Consider the following 24,290-nt stretch of genomic DNA (forward strand, 5'->3'; position numbering starts at 1 on the left):
GTGAAGACTAAAAACAGTCCAGTTCTGGCCAAATTTTAGCAGTTTGAGCCGTCTGAACCATGTTTAGTTCCCGCTTTTGACGAAATTATATTGTTTTCGCAGAAAATCACAGCATTTTTCTGGTCGTATCAGTACAAAGTTTGACATTAATTAGAGTGGTTACTCTAAATTAGTGCAGTCAAAGAGATGACGTCAGGGCAAAGAATAGAAGATATACGGGGATTTGGTGGGGTTATTCGATCTGCTGTTTGGCTATAACTCTGTTCGACCCATTTTCACCTCTGCTTTATCAAACAGCGGCATATAGTCTTCTTGTTCGTACAGTTTGAGTGCTATCGATAGGGTAACGACTTCACCTTCCGGTGGAGGGTTCTTCAAGCGGGCGCCCACACTAAGTGACAGGCTATCCAGTTGCGGATCCGCTTTGACCAACTGCTGAAACTCCTGAAATGTCTGGTAACCCTGTTGAGACAGTTTCAGTTCATAGTCGCGCCAATAAAGCGGATCCCGGAACAGGCGTTTCTCAATGACGGGTGTTTCAGATACCAGTTTAAAATCGAACTCTTTAGTGAATTCTCCCTGAGGGCTTGCAATAGTGACGGCCAGGCGGGTTTGTTCCGGTTTAAGGCCTACCGCTTCCTCAACAGTGACTTTGGCGCGTAGGGCATTGCCGTCGAGCTCAACAAATTGTTCGGGACCAAACTGGCTCATCTTCACCATGGTGGAGAGGGGAACACTGGCACAACCTACGACTAGCAGGCTGAACAGAGCTACACATGCAATAGTGAATTGGCGCAGTTTGGTCATCCGTAGTTCCTTCTATTACTTTCCAGTTGCATGTCAGGCTTTTTAGTTTGCCAGTACTTTATCCAGATGACTGGAGAAACGGTCTGGCCCTTGGAAGCCAGTGACACGCATATCAACAAGCTCTTCCGCTTCTGGGCTATAAAATACCAGTGTCGGTAGTCCAAGTACGCCGAGTGACTCCAGCAACTCGATATCCTGATCGTTATTGTTGGTCACGTCGGCTTTCAGCAGGACAAACTGATCTAGTCGTTGTACCACTTCCGGTTTAGGGAAGGTTTTATGCTCAAATTCCTTACAAGCAACACACCAGTCTGCGTATAGATCAAGCATTACTGGCTTGCCGGAAGCTGCAGCTACTTTTACCTGTTCTGCCAAATCTTCCACAGTGACCACTTTTATAAACTGGCCAGTGATAGCTGCAGGCTGGCTGTTATTGATGCCGTTGACCGCTGTCCAGCCACCCAATGCGATGGCGGCTACTGCAACAAAGGCGCGTGCCGAATAGTTACCACGTTCAGAGCCATATTTGGCAAATGCCAGATAAAGCAGGGTGATGGTGATTAGCACCGCCCATAACAGACTGCCGACCAAAGTAGGTAGCAGGCGCTCTACCAGCAACAAGGCAGCGGCTAACAACACGAAACCAAACAGGGTTTTGATGCTATCCATCCAAGCGCCCGCTTTCGGCAGCAATTTACCGCCGCTGGTGCCAATAATAAGTAGAGGTAAACCCATGCCCAGGCTCAATAGATAGAGTGCGGTACCGCCAAGTAGTAGGTCGCCTGATTGAGCAACATACAGTAGAGCGCCAGACAGCGGTGCAGTGGTGCAAGGCGAAGCAACTAAGCCACTTAGCACGCCCATCACGGCCACACCGATGTAACTGCCACTTTTTTGGTTGTTACTCACTTGGCTGACTTTGGCTACCCAGTTGGTAGGTAGTTGGAAGTTAAATACGCCAAACATGGAGAGTGACAGCACCACAAACAGGCCACCCAAACTCAAGAGGACGGCGGGGTGTTGTAATGCTGCCTGAAACTTCAGACCAGCAGTCGCCACTACCAGGCCTAGGATGGCATAGGTGATCGCCATGCCCTGAACATAAACAAAAGAGAGGCTGAATGCGCGACGCGTTGTGAGCTTATCCCCTTGACCCACCAGAATGCCTGAAAGGATCGGGTACATTGGGAAAACACAGGGGGTAAAGGCAAGACCAACACCCAAAACAAAGAACAGCAATAGTGCCCAACCGACACTGGCTTCACTCAGCAGGCTATTAAAACCGCCCTGGTCCATCGGCAAACCAGTGTTCGCTTTCAGAGGTGCGGCTGCTTCAGCATCCTCCTGGGCCAGTGGCATCAGGAATACTGTTTTCTTCGTCGGCGGGTAACAAAGGCCTGCTGCTGCGCAGCCCTGGTAAGTAACCACTAACTCCGCATCTTTGGTGACGCTTTTCAGAGGTACGGTTAATTCAGCAAGCTGATAGTAAACCTGTGTTTCGCCGAAATACTCATCCTGATAGAGCTTGCCTTCCGGCTTAAACACATCGCCAATCTCAGCGCCTGTCACTTTAAACTGGAACTTGTCGCGATAGAGATAATACTCATCAGCTACCTGCCAACTGAGTTTCAGCTGATCACCATCCTGCTGATAGCTGAACATAAAGGCATCGTCTACCGGTAAGAACTGGTCATCTTTAGGCAACAGATCTCCCAGGCCTGATGCCGAAAGAGGTGACGCGACAAACGCCAGCAGCATGGAGATCAATAACAGGTACTTCTTAAACCACATCAGGTGTTTCTCTCTTTAAACTCTGTCCCAGCCAAGCCAGGTAATCTTCGCTTCCGCTATCCACATCCAATACCAGGAATTCCGGCACCTCATAAGGGTGCAGTGACATCAGGCGGGATTCGAGTGCGGGCAATCTAACGCGGTCACTTTTGATTAACAACTGTACCTCGGTATCCGACTCAATTTCACCCTGCCACATGTAAACGGATGTGATCTGCGGGATCATGCTGACGCAGGCGGCAAGTTGCTCCTCAACTAACGTTTGAGCGAGACGTTTTGCTATCGCTTCGTCAGGGCTGGTAGATAAGACCAGACAAGGCTGGTTTAGCTTTCGTTCGCAGCTGGATTTTGTCATTGGGGAACCAAGCGCAGTTCAATCTGTCCCATTTTTAACCGATTTGATCATTGAATAAAGTGGTCCGGGCCCCAATCTAGTCATTAGGGCCATGCTTGGCTCATCGCCTAGATAGAGAGGTTCTCCTTTGGCATTTGTTCTGTTTTTACTGTTTGTCCTTGTTCCTATTCTAGAAATTAGTGTGATTATTCAGGTCGGCAGCGTGTTGGGGGCGATCCCAACCATCGGCCTGATGATCATTTCTGCCATGGTTGGTGCCTCACTGGTTCGCAGCCAGGGTATCGCGACCATGTTCTCGGTCAGGCAGAAATTGTCGATGGGCGAGATGCCCAGCACCGAAATTGTTGAAGGATTGCTGCTGTTGGTTGCTGGTGTACTCCTGGTGACACCGGGGTTTGTTACCGACGTGGTAGGTATCCTGATATTGACCGCGCCCGTGCGTAAGATGATGGCGCTGGGTCTGATCAAGCGTTTCCAGTTCCAGGTGGTCAACGCCGCAACCGGTCATGCCGGTGGCTTCCATCAGTATGGTGGTGGCTTTGGTCATCAGCAGGGACCTTCCCATGGACAATCACACCAGCAGTCGCAAAATCATGCGCACAGTCAGGCCGAAAATGTGCACCCTGCAGATCGAGAAGAGCCCGCAGCACCACGCCAGGGCCACACCATTGATGGCGAGTACGAGCGAAAGGACTAACGCTCGGAAGTAAGAAAATCAGCGAGACGCGCAGAAAATTGAAAAATTTTTGGGGTTCTCGCTTGGTTTTTGTTTCCCCATCCCCATTTAAAATCCACCAGCGTCATTAACGACGCTTCTTATATCAACTTAAAGGTTACTTTCGGGAGATCAATTGATGACTATCCGTCCATTACAAGACCGTGTTGTGGTTAAACGCCTCGAAGAGGAAACCACATCAGCAGGCGGCATCGTCCTGACTGGCAGCGCTGCGGAAAAATCCAGCAAAGGCGAAGTTATTGCTGTGGGCCCTGGCCGTGCTCTGGACAACGGCGACGTTAAAGCTGTTGGCGTGAACGTAGGTGACACAGTTCTGTTCGGTGGTTACATCGAGAAAACTCATAAAGTCGATGGTCAGGAACTGCTGATCATGAAAGAAGACAACGTGCTGGCAGTGGTTGAAGGCTAAGTCCTGACCCTTCGCACTGACACACAACGAAAGCATTTGAGGATATAAAAAAATGGCTGCAAAAGAAGTCAAATTTGGTGAAGACGCACGCGTAAAAATGCTGGCTGGTGTAAACATCCTGGCCAACGCGGTAAAGGTTACTCTGGGTCCTAAGGGCCGTAACGTTGTTCTGGATAAGAGCTTCGGTGCGCCAACCGTGACTAAAGACGGTGTTTCTGTTGCTAAAGAGATCGAGCTGGAAGACAAGTTCGAGAACATGGGCGCACAGATGGTAAAAGAAGTTTCTTCTAAAACTTCTGACAATGCCGGTGACGGTACCACCACTGCGACTGTACTGGCACAAGCGATCGTTAACGAAGGCGTTAAAGCGGTTGCTGCTGGCATGAACCCAATGGACCTGAAGCGCGGTATCGACAAAGCAGTTGTTGCTGCGGTAGCCGAGCTGAAAGAACTGTCTGTGCCTTGTGCCGACAGCAAAGCGATTGCTCAGGTAGGTACTATCTCTGCTAACTCTGACGCACACGTGGGTGAGATCATCGCCACTGCGATGGAGAAAGTAGGTAAAGAAGGCGTTATCACTGTTGAAGACGGCCAGGGTCTGGAAAACGAACTGGACGTGGTTGAAGGTATGCAGTTCGACCGTGGTTACCTGTCTCCTTACTTCATCAACAACCAGGAAACTGGCAACGTTGAGCTGGAAAGCCCGTTCCTGCTGTTGGTAGATAAGAAAGTATCTAACATCCGCGAACTGCTGCCTGTGCTGGAAGGCCTGGCGAAAACAGGCAAGCCTCTGCTGATCATCGCTGAAGATGTTGAAGGCGAAGCGCTGGCGACACTGGTTGTAAACAACATGCGTGGCATCGTGAAAGTGGCTGCGGTTAAAGCGCCTGGCTTCGGTGACCGCCGTAAAGCCATGCTGCAGGATATCGCGGTACTGACTGGTGGTACGGTTATCTCTGAAGAAGTTGGTCTGGAGCTTGAAAAAGCCACTTTGGAAGACCTGGGTACTGCTAAGCGCGTTGTAATCAACAAAGACAACACCACCATCATTGATGGTGCCGGTGATGTTGAGATGATCGAAGGCCGTGTTGCTCAGATCCGTCAGCAGATTGAAGACGCGACGTCTGATTACGACCGTGAAAAACTGCAAGAGCGCGTAGCCAAGCTGGCTGGTGGTGTTGCGGTAATCAAGGTTGGCGCCGCTACCGAAATCGAAATGAAAGAGAAGAAAGCACGCGTTGAAGACGCCCTGCACGCGACTCGTGCGGCGGTTGAAGAAGGCGTGGTCGCCGGTGGTGGTACTGCCCTGGTTCGCGTTGCAGCCAAGATCACTGAGCTGACTGGTGACAACGAAGATCAGAACCACGGTATCAAGCTGGCTCTGCGTGCGATGGAAGCGCCTCTGCGTCAAATCGTAACTAACGCTGGTGATGAAGCTTCTGTTGTTGCTAACGACGTTCGCGGTGGCGAAGGTAACTACGGTTACAACGCAGCAACTGGCGAGTACGGTGACATGATTGATATGGGTATCCTTGACCCAACTAAGGTAACCCGCTCAGCGCTGCAGTTCGCAGCATCTGTCGGTGGCCTGATGATCACCACCGAAGCCATGGTTGCTGAACTGCCGAAAGAGGATGCACCAGCTGCGCCAGATATGGGCGGCATGGGCGGTATGGGTGGCATGGGTGGCATGGGCGGCATGATGTAGCCCTAGTCCCCATTAAGTTACACCCTAAAAATCCCTCTAGATATGTTTAGTTATTTAGAGGGGTTTTTGTTTGTAACGCCTTTTTCAAACTCCAGATGATCTGATCTCCTTAACAACATAGATTGATATGGTGTAGACAACTGTTTCATTTCTCCTTCTTGCCACCCTCGGGCTTAAGTGGTTTCAGGTACAATCTCGCAATTTTGATGAGTAAACCATGAGGGTCATTACTTTGTGCGTTTTATCTCAGAATATTGATTTGCTACTCATTAGCATTATCAGATATTTGATATCTCATACAAATCAAATAGCTACGATGTTTTAAACGTAACGACGAGACAGGGATGAAATAGATGAAAGTAGTAAAATTAATTGTATTGATGTCGTTGATTTTTCTAACTAGCGGGTGTGCAAATCATCATTTTCAGGCGGGTGAAAAAGCTGATCCTGAGACGGAAGGCTTTTTGCTAGTAGGTATTAATGCAAGCGGCGTGGCGTATAACCCTTTCAAAGAGAGTGAAATCGTTGGAGTCTCGTTTAAAAAGTATATAGACGGTCAGCAATTCTATAGTGAGCACTCTCATGTCACCGCTTATGTTCCCCATGAGAACATGCTGCTTAAGTTTAAACCCGGGGAGTATTCGTTAGGCACTGTCTCTTGGATCCCCGCTCAGTTGGCGATCTCTGCCGACTTAGTTCAAGAAAGTTTTGCGTGTATGGGTAAGGTAAAAATTAACGCAGGCGAGATCGTTTATGCGGGAGATTTCCATCTGAATACAGGTGACGTTGATCGCGGATTTTTTGTCCACACGATTGGTTATCAATTTGGATTAGAAGATAGTTTTGAAACCGCCGTTGATGCCGCAAAGTCCGAGTTCCCAAAGGTTTCAGAACAGTTTGTGTATAAAAAGAGGCTTCTTTCCCCATGGACGTGCCATGAAGAGACCGAAGAAGACGAGATTGAGCCTGTTCAGTATTACTAGGCAGTAAACGCAGCTCGCAGGTGGCCCCCACTTATGCTTTCTATCGGTTTAGACGTCAGCACTTCACGCTGCTCGCTTTCAGAGAGATGTGGCAGCGATCGTTTTCGATCACAAAAAGTTCAATAAAGGATCGCAAAGTATGATCTTGATCCTGAGAAGGCCCGTTCAGGGTCTATACTGAAAATCAAAACGATAAAAAGTAATAAGGGAAGCCAATGCACACTGCCGTAAAAGTCGCCTGCGTGTCGATGTTGTTGGCGCCTTGGGTTACGGTTCAGGCCACTGAACTGACTCAAGGTGTGGCTGCCGCTATTGATCGTTTTCCTGATTACCCCCTGCTAGAAGCTGAACTGGTCAACACGTCACCTCGCACTGAACTTCAGGCCGAATATCGCGGTGCTCAATTTGTGGTGGCCGAAAGCAAAACCCAACCCCTGTTCAACAGCACCAAGCACTCTGTTTCTACTCTGGTTGAACATAGCCAGGACCCCTGGCAGTTAGCATTTTCCGAGGCTGAGCGTCGTGAGCGGGTAAATCTTGGGGCTGAATATCGTTACCAGGATTTCTGGGGCTCCGTCGCGGTATCACTGGTATCTGAGTTGTCTGACGAACAACGAGGTGAGTACGGTAAGTTGAGTTATAGCTATCCGATCCATCTCGGCGGCGACTTCCAACTATTCCCAGAGCTCAGCTATACCTACATGAACGGTGTTTATGCGGAGCACTATCTCGGCCAACCTGTTTCGAACAAACCCAGCGAAACTGAGCAAACCAGTAGCACCAGTAAAGTGAGTCTGGGTTTGGGGGCCAAACAGGGCCTCAGCGATCATTGGCAACTAAATTACAGCGCGGCTGTGGATAAGCTCGACGAGGGTGAGCAGCAAGCGGATGATTCTCAGAACATTGAGTACCGATTAGGTGTGGGTGTTGCCTACAGCTTTTAGGCCTCAGATATCTAAGTAAACCATCAAATCCACTTTGATTCCTTTCCTGATAAGTAATCTGTTAAACCAATGCGGCTACGCGGCGATAGAGTTCTATGGCATTGCTGCGGGTGAGCTGGCCTGCTTCACTTGATTGGCCAAGGCTGGTGGAAACAGTGACGGATTCGCTGCCTTGTTCTGGTTGTTCTTGCTCTGTAGTTGTCGCTGCAACCTGCTCAATCGCAGCCAGGTTGCTATTTTGACGCACGGAAGCAGGGCCCGCGTCAGCGACACTACTGTTGGTACTGGCGGTGGACGGCGCCACTGTTTGACTGGTTACCAGGCTGACTGGCTCCATGACATGCTCCTGCCATCATACAAATGCGAGAACAAAGCGAATGATGGCGGTGAAGAAACTTTCTTAAGTTTAGTCCAGTTAGCCGGGGCTGCTAAATCGAGCGCGTGTGCAGGTCTTTGTTACTTGGATTTCAGGTTGCGTTTAAATTCAGCCAGCGTACGCAACAGTAACTCCAGTTTGCCGACCCAGGCTTTCAGAGCCTGTTCAAATGTCTCACCTTCCAGTGTTTTCAGCCCTTCCATTTGTTCAGCTAACTCTTCGACGTAGGGTTTGAATCGTACCGACTCAGTTTCGAAGCCCGACTCTTCGGTAAACACGGCGTTGAACTTACCCACATCCAGTTTCAACATCTCATTAAGAATGGCATCGGCATCAATGGCCTGGCGATAAGCCTGCTTGAGGTTATTACTAAGATGCTCATATAGGGCGGCGTGTTCAGACATGGATATAGCACTCTGTGTTGCGTTAGAAAGCGGCGCTATTTTAGCGCTTATTGCCGATATTTACAGTAGGCCTCTGTCTGCCTCGACAATCACACCTTCCAGCCCGAGGTCGATAGGCGTTTTGCTGTGTTGACCACCTATTTCTCGCACAAATTTTGGTACCAGGAAACCAGGTAACCGCTCTAACATGGCAAGGTTTAACAGTCGGGCATTGGCGAGGTCGGTATCAAAATGTTGCGCACCACTGACTTTATCCAACAGGTGCAGATAATAAGGCTGAATACCGATATCGAATAACTGCTCACTCAGCTCACAAAGTGTATCTGCATCATCGTTAATCCCCGCCAACAAAACACTTTGATTAAGCTGCAATACCCCGGCGTCTGACAGCCGGTTGCAGGCAGCCGCAAGCGCGTTATCGATCTCTTGGGGGTGATTGATATGAAGCACCATGACGGCTTTTAAACGACTTGCCTGCAATACCTGGGCGAGCTGCGCAGTGATCCGTGACGGGATCACGACAGGCAAACGGCTGTGAATACGCAGGCGTTTCAGGTGTGGGATCTGCTCCAGCTGTTTGACCATCCAACCCAGCTGATCATCATTGGCCATCAATGGGTCGCCGCCAGATAAAATCACCTCGTTGATCTCTGGGTGGCGTTGAATGTATTCGAAACTTTGCTGCCAATCACGTTTGCTGGGACTGTTGTCAGCATAGGGGAAGTGACGGCGGAAACAGTATCGGCAGTTTACCGCACAGCCACCACGGACAATCAGCAGCACCCGGCTTTGGTATTTATGCAGCATGCCTGGAGTTTTGGTGTCGTGCTCGACCAACGGATCTGACACATAGCCCGGTACCTGTTCCAGCTCAGCAGCCACTGGCAAGACTTGTTTCAGCAGTGGGTCATTGATATCCCCTTGAGTCATTCGCTCGACAAATGGCCTGGGAACGCGCATTGGAAACCCTTTTCTGGCGGTGAAGCCAGCGAGGTAAGGGGTAGGGTCTATAGTGAGTAGCGACAGTAGTTCAGATGGATCCGTGATCGCATTTGCCAGCTCCTGCTGCCATGATCGTTCACCCTCGGGGGCGTTTCGGGTTATCATCTGCACCATTTGAAAAATCTGCTTTATGGAAACGAGGTAAAAATGGCGACGTATAGTACCAACGAATTCCGTGGAGGGCTAAAGATCATGCTTGATGGCGAGCCCTGCGCAATTATTGAAAACGAGTTCGTTAAGCCAGGCAAGGGTCAAGCATTTAACCGAGTCAAAATCCGCAAATTGATCTCTGGTAAGGTACTGGAAAAGACCTTCAAGTCCGGAGAATCTGTAGAAGCGGCTGACGTGATGGATTCAGAGCTGGCTTACCTGTACAACGACGGTGAGTTCTGGCACTTCATGAACAACGACACGTTCGAGCAGATCGCTGCTGATGCAAAAGCGATTGGCGATCAGGAGAAGTGGTTGGTTGAACAAGACGTTTGTACCATCACTACCTGGAACGGTAACCCTATCTCTGTTACTCCACCTAATTTTGTTGAGCTGGAAGTGACTGAAACAGATCCTGGCCTGAAAGGTGATACTGCCGGTACCGGTGGTAAGCCAGCCACACTGAGCACAGGCGCGGTGGTTCGTGTACCTCTGTTTATCCAGATCGGTGAAGTGATTAAGGTGGATACCCGTAGCGCTGAGTATGTTTCTCGCGTGAAGTAATCGCTGGGTATCAAGCTGTTAAAAAAGCCGCTCTTTGAGCGGCTTTTTGCATTGTGCTGTAACTAACCTTGCGCTGGAAAAGTAGAGGACGTCCCTGTCCGTTCGCCTATTCATCGAACTCCCTAAAAACTGTGGCTAACGCCGACAGAGAAGTAATCTGAATCGGACTTGCTACTGTCACTGGCAGCAGTTCTGTCTGTGTACCAGGCGTACAGCGAGGTTTTCTTGGTCAGATCGTAGGCGGCACCAACACTGTAACCCTCCTTGAAATCCACCGCGGGGCGGTCACCATCGACATGCTCAAGTTTGTGCATATCACTCTGCTGGTACTGCGTTCTCAGTGATACCTTGTGGGTCAGTTGGTAAGAGGCACTGGCCAGCCAGCCTGACTCGGCGCTGCCGGTACCGTCAGAGCGCTCTGATTCCTGCCACATACCACCGACTGTCAGATTGGCGAGCCTTGCCTGCACCGTGGTGCGGATACTATCGAAATTGTTGACGTCATCGTCATAGGCGACGGCGGCATAGAAGGGTGACGTTTTTAGCTTGCTGTCACCGTACATCAGTGCAGTCGAGAAGCCATCACTATCACTTTCTCCATTGACTGAGTCCGATTCGTTATCCGCACCCGCTGCCACCCAGGTCATACCGAGTGAGAAACCATGAAAACTTGGACTGACGTAGGAGAGTGTTTCTGACATTCGGTTCTCACCGACAAACATATATTTCAGATCGCCCTCAAAATCACTGAACTGGTCGACTTTACCCTGGCTCATTTTGAACATGGTGTCGTGACGGCCTATTTTGGCTGTACCCCAGGTTTTGCTCTGCAGACCGACAAACTGATTACGATTTTTGATTTCATCACTGCCATCCTCAATAACAGCCTCATATTCGAGTTGGTAGATCACCGTGAGGTCATCATCGACGCCTACTTTACCTTTGAGTCCGAAGCGAGATGCATTGCTCGACATGTCGGTGAAAGAACCATCGCCTTCGTCTGAGCGCTGCCAGGAGAGATTCAACTTACCGTAAACCTCGACGCCTTCGAATACTTCAGAAACCGTGGTATCGGCATGCGCTGTTGCTGGTAAAAGCGCAGCAGAAGAGATAGCTAAAACAAGTGATTTATAACGAAATGGAATGTGCATTTTTAGACTCCTGTACTTCATTAATTCTCAGTGAGCGGCTTGGAGTCTGGCTGTGTATTATGACAGCTTTATGATCGTAATCCATTGATTTAATTAGATAAGATAATGATTTGTTATATTCTTTTCTAAGCGGTAGAAGAGTTTGTTTTAAGGTGGGAAAAGGCTGTTGTTTGTAATGCGTTAGCCCCGAAATGTAACAAGCGACGTTCAACGGATCGGCTACAATTTAAACGATGGCTGAAAAGGATAAGTCGTATGTTTTTGTACAAGTGCCTGGGATGGTGCACCACACTGTTGATCATGTGCTCCTTCCCTGTGTCTGCTGAAAGTTTGTCGGCGCAACGTATCGAGCAGTGGCTTGAAGCTGCTCCAGTGGTTCAGGACTGGAGTAAACGCAACCTGCAGTACCAGCGTAAGGATCAACACTCCTCTGACATTACTCAGATCTCTGAAGTGTTTACTGAGCAAGTGAATGACTCTGGTGATTCATCTGATCAACTCACGAAAGCACTTCAGCCTTATGGCTTTAAAGACGTAAAAGCCTGGTCTGATACGTTCGAGCGGATCATGTTGGCCATGGGGGCTCTGCAATTGAAGCAGAATAATGTGGAATCCACACTCAGAGCAGCGCTACAACAGTTAGAGAAAGACGCCAATATTCCTGCGGGTACACGTGATCGGCTGATCCAGGAGTACCAGGCTATGTTGAGTACCATTGAAACCCTAAAGGGCGTGCCCGATGCTGACATTGCCGCAGTAGAGCCTTTCGAACCTCAACTACGAGCCTGGTTAAACTCTGCTAAACCGAAGTAGCCTGTTTGGTTACTTCGGCTTTGATGGCATGCGAAATATCTTGCTGACTTTAAGCTCAAGTCGTTCGGCGATCTGTGCTTGAATTAGGGGCTGACGCGCGAGCATGCAATTCCAGAATATCCAACCCCTTTTATAATCCTAGAGTACTGTAATTTGTGCTCATTTCGTTGCTGATCCTAAGGTCGTAGCGAAATCAGGTTTTGTTATCTAAGCCACACTTCTGAACCTGAAGATTGCGACTCATCTAGTGGCTACGTATGGTAGCAGGCAGGTTGTGAAATCAAATTTCAAATATGAAATTTGAGCGCTGGGTTTTGTCAGAGTTATGAAATACAAACAGAGCAAACGCATTGATGCAAAGCTGTCTGCATTGGGCATGGGGTGCTGGTCACTGGCGGGCAAAAGTAGCTGGTGTCATGCGGATGCCAGTCGTTCCATCGACATTGTTCATCAAGCTATCGAAAAAGGCATCAACCTGTTTGATGTTGCCCCTGTCTATGGCTTGGGGGTTGCCGAAGAGGTGCTCGGTAAAGCGCTTAAGGGTAGGCGTGATAAAGCGTTTATTGCCAGTAAATGTGGCTTGGTGTGGGACGCAGAAGGCAATGTCTCTAATAAGCTGGGTGCCGAGGCGCTAAAGCAGGAGATCGACCAGTGTCTGGCACGACTGCAGACAGATTACCTGGACCTGTGGCAGGTACATTGGCCAACTGATGACACCCCGCTTGAAGAAACGATGTCGGCGCTGTCCGAGATAAAACAAAGTGGCAAGATTCGTCACATTGGTGTGAGTAACTTTTCTTTATCGCAACTAAAAGCTGCTGAGTCGGTAACTGAAATCGCTTCTTACCAGGGGCTCTACAACCTGCTTGAACGCAATGCCAGTAGTTACCATGGCATAGGCCTAGGCTATCGAATTGAGCAGGAAATTCTGCCTTACTGCCAAGACAAGGGGATTGCCTTTCTTCCATACAGCCCGCTGATGCAGGGTGTTCTTTCCGGCGCTTTTTCAGGGCCGCAGCAGTTTTCGGGTGGTGACGTTCGTGCCAACAACCCTAAGTTAAATGGACAGGGGTGGCAGTCGTTGTCACCTGCGGTAGCAGCGCTTAAAGCATTTGCCGCTGGTATGGGTAAACCACTGAATGAAGTCGCTTTGAACTGGCTGATCGCCAATCCATCAGTGACTTCGGTTATTGCTGGAGCAACACGTTCTGAGCAACTTGATAAGAACCTTGGGGCTATGGATTGGTCGCTTAGCCAATCTCAACTGGATGCTCTTGAGCAGATCCTGGCGCCATTTGTGGGCGGAGAATCTGGCGTCGAATAGTGAATGTGATCGAGCTCCGGTCATGCAATGTTACCGGTTGCATTACAGGTTCCACTGGTTGATTCTTGGTCATCGAAATAAGAATGGAGTAGATAATGATAACTAAAAAATGGAGACCGCTGACGGCTGCAACCCTACTTTCCTGCAGCTTGGCAGCACCTGCCATGGCCGGCATGGTCGAAGGCGAGATCACTATCTGGATCGGTAAAGGTGCCGACCAGCTTAAACTGGTGGCTGAGCAATTCAGCAAAGACACTGGTGTTGTAGTGAACGTCGAAAGCCCAGTCGACTCAACTAAACAGTTTGAGATCCAGGCGGGTGCAGGTGACGGTCCCGATATCTACTTCTGGGCACATGACCGTATGGGCGATTGGGCCCGAGGCGGTTTAATTAATGAGGTAACTCCGCCGCCAGAGATGCGTGCTGCCACGATCGATTACGCCTGGGATGCAGTGACGGTTGATGGCCGGATTTACGGTTATCCTATCGCTATCGAAGCGATCAGCCTTATCTACAACAAAAAACTGATTGATACACCGCCAGCGTCTTTCGAAGAGATGTTTGAGCTGGATAAAAAGTTGATGGCTGAAAAAGGCATCAATGCCATTCTCTGGGATTACAACAATACCTATTACACCTGGCCCTTGATGGCGGCAAATGGCGGTTATGTTTTTGCTCGTAAAGGTGCTGGATACGATGTCAAAGATACAGGCGTCAACCTTCCCGGTGCTAAAGCAGGTGCCAGGCTGCTGAAGCGCATGATAGACGAAGGTCTGATGCCACGTAACAGCGATTACTCCATCATGGAGATGAAGTTCAAAAAAGAAGAAGTGGCGATGATGATCAATGGTCCCTGGTACTGGGACGATTTGCAAAAAGAGGGCATCGATTTTGGTGTCACGCCACTCCCCACCGTTGATGGTCACCCCGCCAGACCATTTGTGGGGATCTGGGCTGCTATGGTTAACCTGGCATCACCCAACCAATTGTTGGTTGAGGAGTTTATTCATAATTATCTGATGACGGTGGATAACCAGCGTTTGCTTTATACCAGCGGAGAGCTGGGCGCGATGGCCAACAAGACCTTGCAGGTGGAGCTTGAAAAAGATCCAATGGTGCAAGCAGTTTACGCCAGCGCTGCCGTAGGTGAGCCGATGCCCAATGCGCCAGCAATGGGACGGTTCTGGTCAGCGATGGGTACCATCATCAGTAACATTACAACGGGTCGACAACCCGTTGATAAAGCGCTGGATACAGCAGCCAAGCGCATAATACGATAAGTTTCGATTGTCAGTCCCTTAGCCGGCGCTAAGCCGGCTTTTTTATGTACAGGAAGTACGGTATGACGCGGGTGCATGGTACCCAAAACACTTCGTGGGGCATACCAATGCACAGGAGCGTCGATTTTTCCATACTGATTAGCTACGAGGTCTTCGATGAGTGAGCAGCAAATAGCAGGCCCTGCCTGGGTAAAAGATGCGGTGTTTTATCAAATTTTCCCTGACCGTTTTGCCCGTGGTGAAGCCATTGAGCATACGCCGGGCTTGGTGTTTAAGCCGTGGGGGGCAGATCCTGCTGAGCAGGGCTTTCAGGGTGGCGACCTTTATGGTGTGGTCGATAAGCTGGATTACCTGAAGTCCCTTGGCGTCACGGCGATTTACCTGTGTCCTATTTTTGCCAGTGCCTGCAACCACAGGTACCACACCTTCGACTATATGCAGGTGGATCCACTGCTGGGTGGTAATGATGCACTACGCAAGCTGCTGGACGAAGCGCATGCCCGTGATATGAAAGTGGTACTGGACGGCGTGTTTAATCATGCCAGCCGAGGCTTCTGGGCTTTCCATCATATTCTCGAAAATGGTGGTGATTCCCCCTACATCGATTGGTTCAAAATCCAGGATTGGCCGCTGCGTCCTTACCATAGTGATGACGACAATCCGCCTAACTACGATGCCTGGTGGAACCTGCCTGCGCTGCCTAAGTTCAATCACCAAAATCCCGGTTGGCGTGCTCACATCTTTGATGTCGCTGAATATTGGCTGAAATTTGGTATCGATGGCTGGCGACTGGATGTGCCAAAAGAGATCGAGGACGACGATTTCTGGCGAGAATTCCGCGTCCGCTGTAAAGCGGTTAACCCAGAGGCTTACATTTGTGGTGAGATCTGGACCAAGTCAGAGCGCTGGCTGCAAGGTGACATGTTCGATGCCACCATGAACTACATTCAGACTTGCGCCACCTTGAGTTACATCGGTGCAGATAGTTGGAACGGCTATCGTCGCAACAACCTGGAAGTCTCTCCTATTGACGCGCAACAGTTTGTGGATGTCATGGAAGATATGTACGCCAGTTATGACTGGGGCATCAACGAAGTTCAGCTAAATCTATTGGGCAGCCATGATATGGCTCGTCCGCTTTGGATCATGGGAGACAAGAAATCAGCCATGAAACTGGCGATGCTGACCATGTTTTCCACGCCGGGCGCACCTTGTATCTATTATGGCGACGAAATCGGTATGTCAGCGGGAGATGACCCCTACTGTCGCGAGGCTTACCCCTGGGACGAGCCAGCCAAACAGGATCGCGAGATGTTTGATTATATTGCGCAATTGGCTGAAGTGCGTAAGGGTAGTGATGCTCTGTGTCACGGACGTTTGGCGTTCCTGCCGCCACAAAACAATGTGGTGCTGTTTACTCGTACAACAGAGCATCAGCAATATCTGGTAGCGCTTAACCCTAACGCTGAAGGGGTGACCGTTTCGTTACCTGAAACTGGCGAATTGATTTGGCAGACCGGTGGTGAATCCAGTTTGCAGGACACTCAGCTAACGCTGCCTGCACAGTCGGGGGTAATTGTTGCTTTAGGCTGATTGCCAGACAAAAAAAATGGGCGGCCATTGGCCGCCCCAAAGAAAGATTCCCGTTAACCATTCAGACGACCTACCCGCCTGATGGAGGCGAGGTTTATCGATGCGCTAAATGCTCCAAAGCGCAACAACAAACCTCTGTGGCAGTGCCGATTCGTGGGAGTGAACCAACCCTACCGGTTAACCAAGCCGCGTAGCATACGATTTGGTTAACTTCGCAAAACAAGCTGACTACCCATCGCTCGCCTCACTTGAGATACAAGATAGCCACTGTTTTTCTTTTTGTAAATAGAAATCATTATCATTCGCATGATTTTAATCAAAAGAATGCGGCAATAATCGCGAAGCTGGGCTTCTGACTTGATTCAAGCGCCCAAGAAGACGAAACTGCATCGGACTAAAAAATAGGTGCCAAAGCACCTGACATACCAGAATTCCTCCAGGAAGAGATCCATGAGAAAACTCACCAGAACACTGGTAGGCGCTGCGTTAGCTGTGACTGCCAGCGCGTCATTTGCCGATGAAGGGATGTGGCAGCCCCACCAGCTACCTCAACTCGCCGACACACTGAAAGCTCGCGGTCTTGAGATTGCGCCTGAAAAGCTTAGCAGTCTGACTGAATTTCCAATGAATGCAGTGATCAGCCTGGGTGGCTGTACTGCGTCATTTGTATCGCCTAAAGGCTTGGTGGTGACTAACCACCACTGTGCTTATGGCAGCATTCAGTTTAACTCGACTCCAGAGCAGAACTATCTGGAAGATGGCTTTCTGGCCAAGAGTTTCGATAAAGAACTACCTGCCGCACCGGGCTCTCGAGTATTTGTTACCGAATCAGTGACCAATGTGACTGACAAAGTGTTGGGTGCCGTAACTGACAAAATGAACGGCGAACAGCGCTATCAGGCCATCGAAGCAAAGCGCAAAGCGCTGGTTGCTGAGTGTGAGCAGTCAGCTGGCTATCGTTGTGATGTGCCCAGCTTTCACCATGGCCTTGAGTACTTCTTGATCAAGAAAATGGAAATCCGCGACGTGCGCCTGGTACATGCGCCAGCCATGAGTGTGGGTAAGTACGGCGGTGACATCGATAACTGGATGTGGCCGCGTCATACTGGTGACTACTCTTTCTATCGCGCCTACGTAGGCCCAGATGGTAAACCGGCAGATTTCAGTAAGGACAATGTACCTTACGAACCAAAAAGCTTCCTGAAAGTGTCAGCCAAAGGTGTGGAAGAGGGCGACCTGGTGATGGTTGCGGGTTATCCCGGCCGTACCAACCGCTACCGCACCGCGGATGAAGTTCAGAACCAGTTTGAGTGGGCCTACCCAAAGGGCCGTATCATGCGTGAAGCCCTGATCGACCTGATCAAGGAAACTGCTGCTGAAGGCTCTGACGCACGTATTAAGTACGAGTCTACCTTGGCCAGTTTGGCTAACTACGCCAAGAACTTTAAGTCGATGGTAGAGAGCTATCACCATTCAGACTTCCTGCAGCGTAAGCAGCAGCTGGAAAGTGACCTGAATGCTTGGATCAAAGCTGACAGTCAGCGCCAGAAAGAGTACGGGCAGGCGGTTAAAGCGCTGGGCGAGCTGGTAGACCAATCGCAGAGTACTCAAGCACGTGATCTGATCTTCTACTACATGTACTACGCGCAGGCGCCGCAAATGGCGAAGAAGCTGTATCGCCTTGCCCATGAAAAACAAAAGCCTGATGCTGACCGTGAACCGGGTTATCAAGAGCGTGACATGACACGCTTTAAAGAGTCACTGGCTCGTATGGACCGTCGTTACTCACCTGATGTGGATAAAGCGATCCTCAGCTTCCTGCTGATGGAGTACGCCGAGCTGCCAAAAGAGCTGCGTGTGCCCAGCATTGATACCTTCTTTGGTATCACCTCTAAAGTGAAGGCTTCAGTGTTGAATGCACACCTGGACAACCTATACGAGAAAACCCGTATCGGCGATGCCAAGACTCGTGAGCGTTGGATGGAAGCAGACGTTGCGACGCTGGATGAGGTAAAAGACCCGTTCATTAAGTTTGCCCGCGCTACATACAATGATCGCATGCGCCTGGAAAAAGCCGACAAAGCTCTAACGGGTGAATTCCAGCAGTGGCGTCCACAGTACATGGCGGCATTGATCGCCTATGCCAAGAGTAAAGGCCAGCCTATCTACGCTGATGCCAACAGCACTCTGCGAGTGAGCCATGGTCAGGTTAAAGGCAACTCGCCAAAAGATGGTCTGGTGAACCTGCCGTTTACCAAGCTGGAAGGTATTGTGGGTAAAGACACAGGCGAAGAGCCGTTCAATGCCCCAGCCAAGCAACTGGAGCTGATCAAACAGAAACAGTACGGTGACTACCTGTTGCCATCTCTGGGCTCAGTGCCAGTGAATTTCCTGTCGACAGTGGATACAACGGGTGGTAACTCTGGCTCTCCAACCATTAACGCCCGTGCCGAGCTGGTAGGCCTGTTATTCGATGGTGTTTACGAGAGCATCATTGGTGACTGGGACTTCAATAAAGATCTGAACCGTTCAATCCATGTTGATACGCGCTATATGCTGTGGGTGATGAAACATGTGGATGGTGCAGATAACCTGCTTGAAGAGATGGAAATCGTAGAGTAATCGCATTCTTCTACCTCTCTGAAAAGGCCTCATATGAGGCCTTTTTTGTGTTTGAAAGCTAGTTAATACCGAAGGCCATCAATAGCTCCCGGTCGATGATCTCCAGCGCTGCTTCTGATGTCGCGGCCAATATGACCGGCGGCGCAACGCCTGCCTTGTGGGCCTTTAACCAGCGCGGCGCGCATAAACACCATCTGTCACCCGGCTTAAGGCCAGGAAAATCAAATTCTGGCCTGGGTGTGCTTAGGTCATTGCCGCGTTCGGCACTGAAAGCCAAAAACTCCTCGGTCACCATGGCGCAAACCGTATGGCTGCCGGGATCATGATCACTGTGGCGACAACAACCATCGCGGAAAAATCCCGTCATGGGTGCTGTGCTACAGGGGATTAGTGGCTTGCCCAGCAAACTTTTCTCATTCTGTTCCATATCGAACTAGCGGGTCAGTGGTTTGCTATTCACCATAGTAGATATTTGGTGTATTTCATGGGTGTGTTTGGTGGTGAAAAACTAAACTGTTTATAAATCTCGGTACTTAAAACTAATAAAAATTTTTACACGCTAAAACATAGAGTTCTCTATTTCGTGAGTCAGGCTGGAGATATGAGTAGTCAAATCTGGCCTGATGGTGTTTCAGTGGATCATTCGAGTTAGCCAAGGAGCGCTGAGGATGCAGGTAAAGACGCCAGACTGGGTAAAGCATGCGGTTTTCTACCAGATCTACCCTGATCGTTTTGCGCGCAGCGCCAGGATACAACATGCCAGGGGTTTAGAGTTTAAAGCCTGGGGCACGGATCCAGCGGAACAGGGCTATCAGGGGGGTGACCTCTATGGCATTGTCGATAAACTGGATTATTTGAAACGATTGGGAATCAACGCCCTCTATCTCAACCCCATCTTTAGCTCTGCTTCTAATCACAGATACCACACTTACGATTATCTGGAAGTTGATCCCCTTCTGGGTGGCAATGCCGCCTTGAGAGAGCTGATTGACCAGGCGCATCATCGCGGTATCAAAGTCGTTTTGGATGGTGTGTTTAACCATGCCAGCCGCGGCTTCTGGGCGTTTCATCATATCCTCGAAAATGGCACTGACTCCCCCTATCTGGACTGGTTTTTAATTAAAGATTGGCCATTGCGAGCCTATCATAGCGACGAGCAAAATCCTTCCAACTACGAGGCGTGGTGGAATCTTCCGGCGCTGCCTAAGTTCAATATCAAAAATCCTGGCGTCAGAGATTATCTGCTGGAAGTCGCCCGCTTCTGGTTGGAGTTTGGCATTGATGGCTGGCGTTTGGATGTGCCGGAAGAGATCGATGATGAGGCGTTCTGGCAAGCCTTTCGCCGTGAGGTTAAAGCGATCAATCCGGATGCCTATATCTGTGGCGAGATATGGGGGCACGCAGCGGATTGGCTTAAAGGCGACCGCTTCGATGCGACCATGAATTATACCTTTGCCTGGTCGGCCATGAGTTTTGTTGGCGCTGCGACATTGCGCCGGGATTACATTAAGGAACATATGCCGCTCACTCCGCTAAGCGTTCATGAGTACAAGCAGGTGGTAGAGCGCATGTTAGGCTGGTATTCCACTGAGGTGAACCACGCTCAGCTCAACTTACTTGATAGCCATGATACGGCCCGCGCGCTTTGGATCATGGGCGAAGATAAATCAGCCTTGGCCTTGTGCGCCTTGCTGCAAATGACCCTACCGGGTGCCCCTTGTATCTATTACGGGGATGAAGTGGGTATGTCAGGTGCAGATGACCCCTTCTGTCGCGAAGCTTATCCTTGGCATGAACCGGGACTGCAGGATCAAGAACTGCTGTCCACCTACCAGGAGCTGATCCAGCTGCGCCACGATCACCCAGTTTTGCGTACCGGTGAAGTGCGATTTATCGACTGTGATAATCCTGAATTACTGCTGTTTATGCGGGAGAAAGGTAAGCAGAAAGCATTGATCGTGGTTAATCGGACCAAATCATTGCAGTCTTTGAATCTTCCCGCCTCGGAGTTTCAAAATTATATTCAGGAGTGGCCGGCAACCCATCAATCAGGTGCTATTGGTAATCAGCGTCGCCTTGCCATTCCACCACAACAAGGGGCGGTGCTCCTACTTGAGCATTAACAACTCTATGAACGCCTGAACGCGTGGCAGGTGTTGGTTGCTACTCAGGCTGACATGATAGAAATGTCGGCTAAGACTAAGCTCTTTGGGAGTAATCACAGTCAAAGGCACCGGCTGTGCCATCGAATCTATCCAGGTTCGAGAGACGCAGCTTAGGTAGCGACCACTTTGGAGCAGTCCGAACAAGGATTTCGGGTGGTTAATGGTCATGGCGACGTTTGGGCTCAGCTCATACTTGGCTAGCGCCTGCTCGAAGATAGCGCGGGTGCCCGATCCTTTTTCTCGCAGCAACCATTGTGCACCGGCTAGCTGACCGAGCGTGGCGGGGCGCTGCGCTTTAGCCAGGGGATGCTCGGCGCAGGTGACGACTTCCAGATGATCTTCGCGCCAAGGGGTTGGGTTGAGTTTGCTATCGCTGCATTCTGATTCGATTAAACCCAAATTAAGCTTGCCGTCCTCAACCTGTTGCATCACTTCACGGCTGTTCGTGACTTCCACCTTTAAGGTGACGTTTGGGTAGTTTTGATGGTAGTGCCGAATGATGTCAGGCAAACAATGCTCAGCGATGGTCTGACTGGCACCGATGGAGAGAACACCTGTCATTTCGTCCAACTGTTCGACACCGGAAGCGAGCGCTTCTGCTTCCTGCAACAGATGATGGGCTTTAGGCACCAACCATTCCCCCTTGGCATTTAATTGCAGCCGTTTTCCCAGTCGGTCAAAAAGAGCACCATTCAGATGTTGCTCCAATTCCTTTAGGGCGGCGCTTGCGGCAGCCTGAGTGATAAAACAGTTGTCAGCCGCTGACCTGACGGTGCCATGTTCGGCGATGGCGACAAAGACCTGGAGTTGGCGCAGGGTATATTTCATACAAGCAAAATCTATCAATACATAAATATTAATCGATTTTAGTTTATTGGTTGGTTTTGTACACTCCTGCCGTACCCAATGGAGAGTGCCCAGATGAAAGCCAACAACCCAACCACACTCAGTGAAAAACTGCTGACTGGCGCGTCTGCAACAAGTCGCAATGGCATTCGCAAGTGGTCCGGTTGGCAAACGCTGGCAAATGTACCTGCTCCCACCGGTGGTCTGGCTCTGGCCTGTTTTAGTCTGGCCTCGGCACTGGTGCTATTTGCAGGGCTGAATGCGAGTTACGCTGGCGCATTGGAGTTCTTGGCAGGCGTGTTTCTTACCATGGCGACTGTCTGGCTGGTGCCGGTTGTCGTTAAGTACTTGGTTCATAGCCGCCTTCTTAAAAGCGAGCTGGCCCATCCGGTTGTTGGCAGTGTGCTGCCGACCACCAGCATGGCACTGATGGTGGCCACAAGTTGGCTGGTAAAGTCAGAGTTTGTTGCGCTGCAGATGGTGGCGGAGACCGTTTGGGTGGCGGCTGTTGCCCTGCATCTTTTGTTATTGCTGGGGTTTGCCAGTAAACAAAGTCGTGGATTCACGCTTAATAAGGTCGTGCCAAGCTGGTTTGTCCCTCCCATAGGCATTGTTGCGGCCTGCGTGACCGCACCAGCATTTGGGCTTGAGTTATTGACGCAGCCACTGTTCTGGTTTGGTTTGCTGTTCTACGCCATTCAACTCCCAGTTGTTATGTACCGATTGTTGTTTGCAGAAAAAATTCCTGAGAGTGCTCTCTGCACCCTGGCGATTATGGGCGCGCCACCCAGCTTGTTATTGGCGGGTTACCTGAGCGCTTTCGCTCAACCTGAGCCAGTTTTGGTTTTGCTATTGGCTCCGCTGGCGCTGTTGATGACGGGGTTGGTTTACCTGGCGTTGCTTAAGCTGCTTCGTCTATCGTTCAGCCCGGGTTACGCCGCCATGACGTTTCCATTAGTCATTGGTGCAACGGCACAGCTGTTATTATCAGAGTGGGCTGTGGCACAGCAGATGAGCATGTTGGCCGATGTGGCTGCTATCGCAGGCAAGTTTGAGCTGTCTGTCGCGTTTGTCATTGTCAGTTATGTATGTGCTCACTACCTTTGCGCATTTATGCGGGCTATGAAAAAAGCAGCTTGATAGCGAGCAGGCTTGTTTACAAGCTGGCGTGCTTCTTTGGCAATGTAACTGGAGGCGAAGGCGCGAGTTTGTTATAACCCTGCCACGCCTACCAACCAGGGTCAGCAAGGTGCAAAGCAAGGTGGAAAGTAACGCTCAGTGGCAACCCACAGCCAATATCCAGACGCTTAAACAGCGCGCCCAGTTAATCAGTAAGATAAGACGGTTCTTCCAGGATCGTGATGTACTGGAAGTGGACACGCCGTTGCTTTCTCAGGCTGCGACCACAGATCTGCATCTGCACAGTTTTGAGACGCGATTTGTGGGGCCCGGGGCTGCGCAAGGACTGCCCCTTTACTTAATGACCTCACCTGAATTTCATATGAAGCGGCTGCTGAGTGCGGGCAGTGGCTCCATCTATCAGATCTGCAAAGCGTTTCGTAATGAAGAAGCGGGACGTTTTCACAACCCTGAGTTCACCATATTAGAGTGGTATCGACTGGGTTTTGACCATCATGATTTGATGGGTGAGATGGACGAGCTATTGCAGCTGGTTCTTGGATGTCAGCCAGCAGAGCGTCTGACTTACAGTGAGGCGTTTAAATCCGTATTCGGCTGTGATCCGCTTGAGGCAACGGTAGAGTCTCTGCGTGCGCTGGCGCCTGCTTCACTGCAGAGTGTTGTAGCTGATGAGACTGATAAAGATACCCTTCTGCAACTGCTGTTTGCTGAGTGTGTTGAACCAGTGATTGGTCAGCAGCAAGCGCCCTGTTTTATCTACCACTTTCCGGCCAGCCAAGCGGCTCTGGCTCGTATCTCAACCCAAGATCCCCGTGTCTCTGAGCGCTTTGAAGTCTATTTCAAAGGCATTGAGCTGGCCAATGGCTTTCATGAGTTGGCAGATGCCAGTGAACAGCGTCGCCGCTTTGAGTCCGACAATCAAAAACGTGTCGAAGCGGGTTTACCTCAGCGTTCCATCGATGAGCACCTTATCAATGCCCTTGCGGCCGGATTTCCTGATTGTGCCGGGGTCGCACTTGGGATCGACAGATTGGTGATGTTGGCGACAGAGTCAGACAATATTGATGATGTTGTGGGTTTTGTCATCAGAAACGCTTGATAACGTTTTGCTAATCAGTGATAAAACG

General features: G+C 50.1%; 23 protein-coding genes. 14 read left to right on the top strand and 9 right to left on the bottom strand.

Translation table 11 applies throughout. The annotated features are described in order from the left end of the window. Positions 1-252 precede the first annotated feature (252 nt). From ABEA14_RS06095 to cutA, 3 genes are read right to left on the bottom strand one after another with little or no spacing between them, the layout of a single operon-like run. Positions 253-807 (bottom strand): hypothetical protein, encoded by a 555-nt coding sequence (locus ABEA14_RS06095; RefSeq protein WP_345338998.1) that lies wholly within the window; start codon positions 805-807, stop codon positions 253-255. Between the two features lie 42 nt (positions 808-849). Beyond that, a complete protein-coding gene (locus ABEA14_RS06100; protein ID WP_345338999.1) occupies positions 850-2,598 on the bottom strand; it encodes a protein-disulfide reductase DsbD in 1,749 nt (582 codons plus the stop codon). Then, a complete protein-coding gene (cutA, locus tag ABEA14_RS06105) occupies positions 2,588-2,953 on the bottom strand; it encodes a divalent-cation tolerance protein CutA (protein WP_345339000.1) in 366 nt (121 codons plus the stop codon). The genes ABEA14_RS06100 and cutA overlap by 11 nt, the downstream gene beginning before the upstream one ends. 127 nt (positions 2,954-3,080) lie before the next feature. On the opposite strand from cutA, the gene ABEA14_RS06110 reads away from it, so the two are divergent. The 5 genes from ABEA14_RS06110 to ABEA14_RS06130 all read left to right on the top strand — a co-directional run bounded on the left by ABEA14_RS06110 (position 3,081) and on the right by ABEA14_RS06130 (position 7,733). Next, a complete protein-coding gene (locus ABEA14_RS06110) occupies positions 3,081-3,650 on the top strand; it encodes an FxsA family protein (RefSeq protein WP_345339001.1) in 570 nt (189 codons plus the stop codon). A 157-nt stretch (positions 3,651-3,807) separates the two neighbouring features. Then, a complete protein-coding gene (locus ABEA14_RS06115; protein ID WP_345339003.1) occupies positions 3,808-4,098 on the top strand; it encodes a co-chaperone GroES in 291 nt (96 codons plus the stop codon). A 52-nt stretch (positions 4,099-4,150) separates the two neighbouring features. Continuing rightward, the gene (gene groL / locus ABEA14_RS06120) at positions 4,151-5,806 is read left to right on the top strand and encodes a chaperonin GroEL (protein ID WP_345339005.1); all 1,656 of its coding nucleotides are present in this window, start codon (positions 4,151-4,153) and stop codon (positions 5,804-5,806) included. Positions 5,807-6,159: 353 nt separating this feature from the next. Then, positions 6,160-6,789, top strand: coding sequence for a hypothetical protein (locus tag ABEA14_RS06125; RefSeq protein ID WP_345339006.1), 630 nt, complete (start codon positions 6,160-6,162; stop codon positions 6,787-6,789). Between the two features lie 215 nt (positions 6,790-7,004). Then, entirely contained in the window at positions 7,005-7,733 is a 729-nt protein-coding gene (locus tag ABEA14_RS06130) for a MipA/OmpV family protein (RefSeq protein WP_345339007.1), read from the top strand. A 61-nt stretch (positions 7,734-7,794) separates the two neighbouring features. Here ABEA14_RS06130 and ABEA14_RS06135 read toward each other — a convergent pair whose 3' ends face one another. The 3 genes from ABEA14_RS06135 to epmB all read right to left on the bottom strand — a co-directional run bounded on the left by ABEA14_RS06135 (position 7,795) and on the right by epmB (position 9,629). After that, entirely contained in the window at positions 7,795-8,070 is a 276-nt protein-coding gene (locus tag ABEA14_RS06135; protein ID WP_345339008.1) for a hypothetical protein, read from the bottom strand. Between the two features lie 119 nt (positions 8,071-8,189). Continuing rightward, the gene (locus ABEA14_RS06140) at positions 8,190-8,513 is read right to left on the bottom strand and encodes a prephenate dehydrogenase (protein ID WP_345339009.1); all 324 of its coding nucleotides are present in this window, start codon (positions 8,511-8,513) and stop codon (positions 8,190-8,192) included. Between the two features lie 60 nt (positions 8,514-8,573). Then, complete coding sequence (gene epmB / locus ABEA14_RS06145) at positions 8,574-9,629, bottom strand: EF-P beta-lysylation protein EpmB (protein WP_345339010.1); 1,056 nt, start codon at positions 9,627-9,629, stop codon at positions 8,574-8,576. Positions 9,630-9,662: 33 nt separating this feature from the next. Here epmB and efp point away from each other — a divergent pair, with 33 nt between their 5' ends. After that, positions 9,663-10,229 (top strand): elongation factor P, encoded by a 567-nt coding sequence (gene efp, locus ABEA14_RS06150; RefSeq protein ID WP_345339011.1) that lies wholly within the window; start codon positions 9,663-9,665, stop codon positions 10,227-10,229. Positions 10,230-10,351: 122 nt separating this feature from the next. Here efp and ABEA14_RS06155 read toward each other — a convergent pair whose 3' ends face one another. Then, a complete protein-coding gene (locus ABEA14_RS06155; protein WP_345339012.1) occupies positions 10,352-11,380 on the bottom strand; it encodes a porin in 1,029 nt (342 codons plus the stop codon). Between the two features lie 255 nt (positions 11,381-11,635). On the opposite strand from ABEA14_RS06155, the gene ABEA14_RS06160 reads away from it, so the two are divergent. The 5 genes from ABEA14_RS06160 to ABEA14_RS06180 all read left to right on the top strand — a co-directional run bounded on the left by ABEA14_RS06160 (position 11,636) and on the right by ABEA14_RS06180 (position 19,012). After that, the gene (locus ABEA14_RS06160; RefSeq protein WP_345339013.1) at positions 11,636-12,193 is read left to right on the top strand and encodes a hypothetical protein; all 558 of its coding nucleotides are present in this window, start codon (positions 11,636-11,638) and stop codon (positions 12,191-12,193) included. A gap of 325 nt (positions 12,194-12,518) precedes the next feature. After that, positions 12,519-13,517, top strand: coding sequence for an aldo/keto reductase (locus ABEA14_RS06165; RefSeq protein ID WP_345339014.1), 999 nt, complete (start codon positions 12,519-12,521; stop codon positions 13,515-13,517). Between the two features lie 95 nt (positions 13,518-13,612). Beyond that, positions 13,613-14,797, top strand: coding sequence for a maltose/maltodextrin ABC transporter substrate-binding protein MalE (gene malE / locus ABEA14_RS06170; protein ID WP_345339015.1), 1,185 nt, complete (start codon positions 13,613-13,615; stop codon positions 14,795-14,797). Between the two features lie 156 nt (positions 14,798-14,953). Further along, complete coding sequence (locus ABEA14_RS06175) at positions 14,954-16,390, top strand: glycoside hydrolase family 13 protein (RefSeq protein ID WP_345339016.1); 1,437 nt, start codon at positions 14,954-14,956, stop codon at positions 16,388-16,390. Between the two features lie 450 nt (positions 16,391-16,840). After that, positions 16,841-19,012, top strand: a complete 2,172-nt coding sequence (locus ABEA14_RS06180; protein ID WP_345339017.1) for a S46 family peptidase — start codon at positions 16,841-16,843, stop codon at positions 19,010-19,012. Positions 19,013-19,070: 58 nt separating this feature from the next. Here the strand turns inward: ABEA14_RS06180 and ABEA14_RS06185 are convergent, their stop codons facing one another. Continuing rightward, positions 19,071-19,439, bottom strand: a complete 369-nt coding sequence (locus ABEA14_RS06185) for a DUF2237 family protein (protein ID WP_345339018.1) — start codon at positions 19,437-19,439, stop codon at positions 19,071-19,073. A 241-nt stretch (positions 19,440-19,680) separates the two neighbouring features. Here ABEA14_RS06185 and ABEA14_RS06190 point away from each other — a divergent pair, with 241 nt between their 5' ends. Next, positions 19,681-21,135, top strand: coding sequence for a glycoside hydrolase family 13 protein (locus ABEA14_RS06190; RefSeq protein WP_345339019.1), 1,455 nt, complete (start codon positions 19,681-19,683; stop codon positions 21,133-21,135). Here ABEA14_RS06190 and ABEA14_RS06195 read toward each other — a convergent pair. Continuing rightward, positions 21,121-22,005, bottom strand: a complete 885-nt coding sequence (locus ABEA14_RS06195; protein WP_345339020.1) for a LysR substrate-binding domain-containing protein — start codon at positions 22,003-22,005, stop codon at positions 21,121-21,123. The genes ABEA14_RS06190 and ABEA14_RS06195 overlap by 15 nt on opposite strands. 93 nt (positions 22,006-22,098) lie before the next feature. Between ABEA14_RS06195 and ABEA14_RS06200 the strand changes: the two genes are divergently transcribed. Together ABEA14_RS06200 and epmA are read left to right on the top strand one after the other, a co-directional pair. Beyond that, positions 22,099-23,163, top strand: a complete 1,065-nt coding sequence (locus tag ABEA14_RS06200; protein ID WP_345339021.1) for a TDT family transporter — start codon at positions 22,099-22,101, stop codon at positions 23,161-23,163. A 121-nt stretch (positions 23,164-23,284) separates the two neighbouring features. Next, positions 23,285-24,262, top strand: a complete 978-nt coding sequence (gene epmA / locus ABEA14_RS06205) for an elongation factor P--(R)-beta-lysine ligase (protein ID WP_345339022.1) — start codon at positions 23,285-23,287, stop codon at positions 24,260-24,262. Positions 24,263-24,290: the final 28 nt, after the last annotated feature.

This window comes from Corallincola platygyrae (genome assembly GCF_039544265.1).
Classification (GTDB): Bacteria; Pseudomonadota; Gammaproteobacteria; order Enterobacterales; family Neiellaceae; genus Corallincola; species Corallincola platygyrae.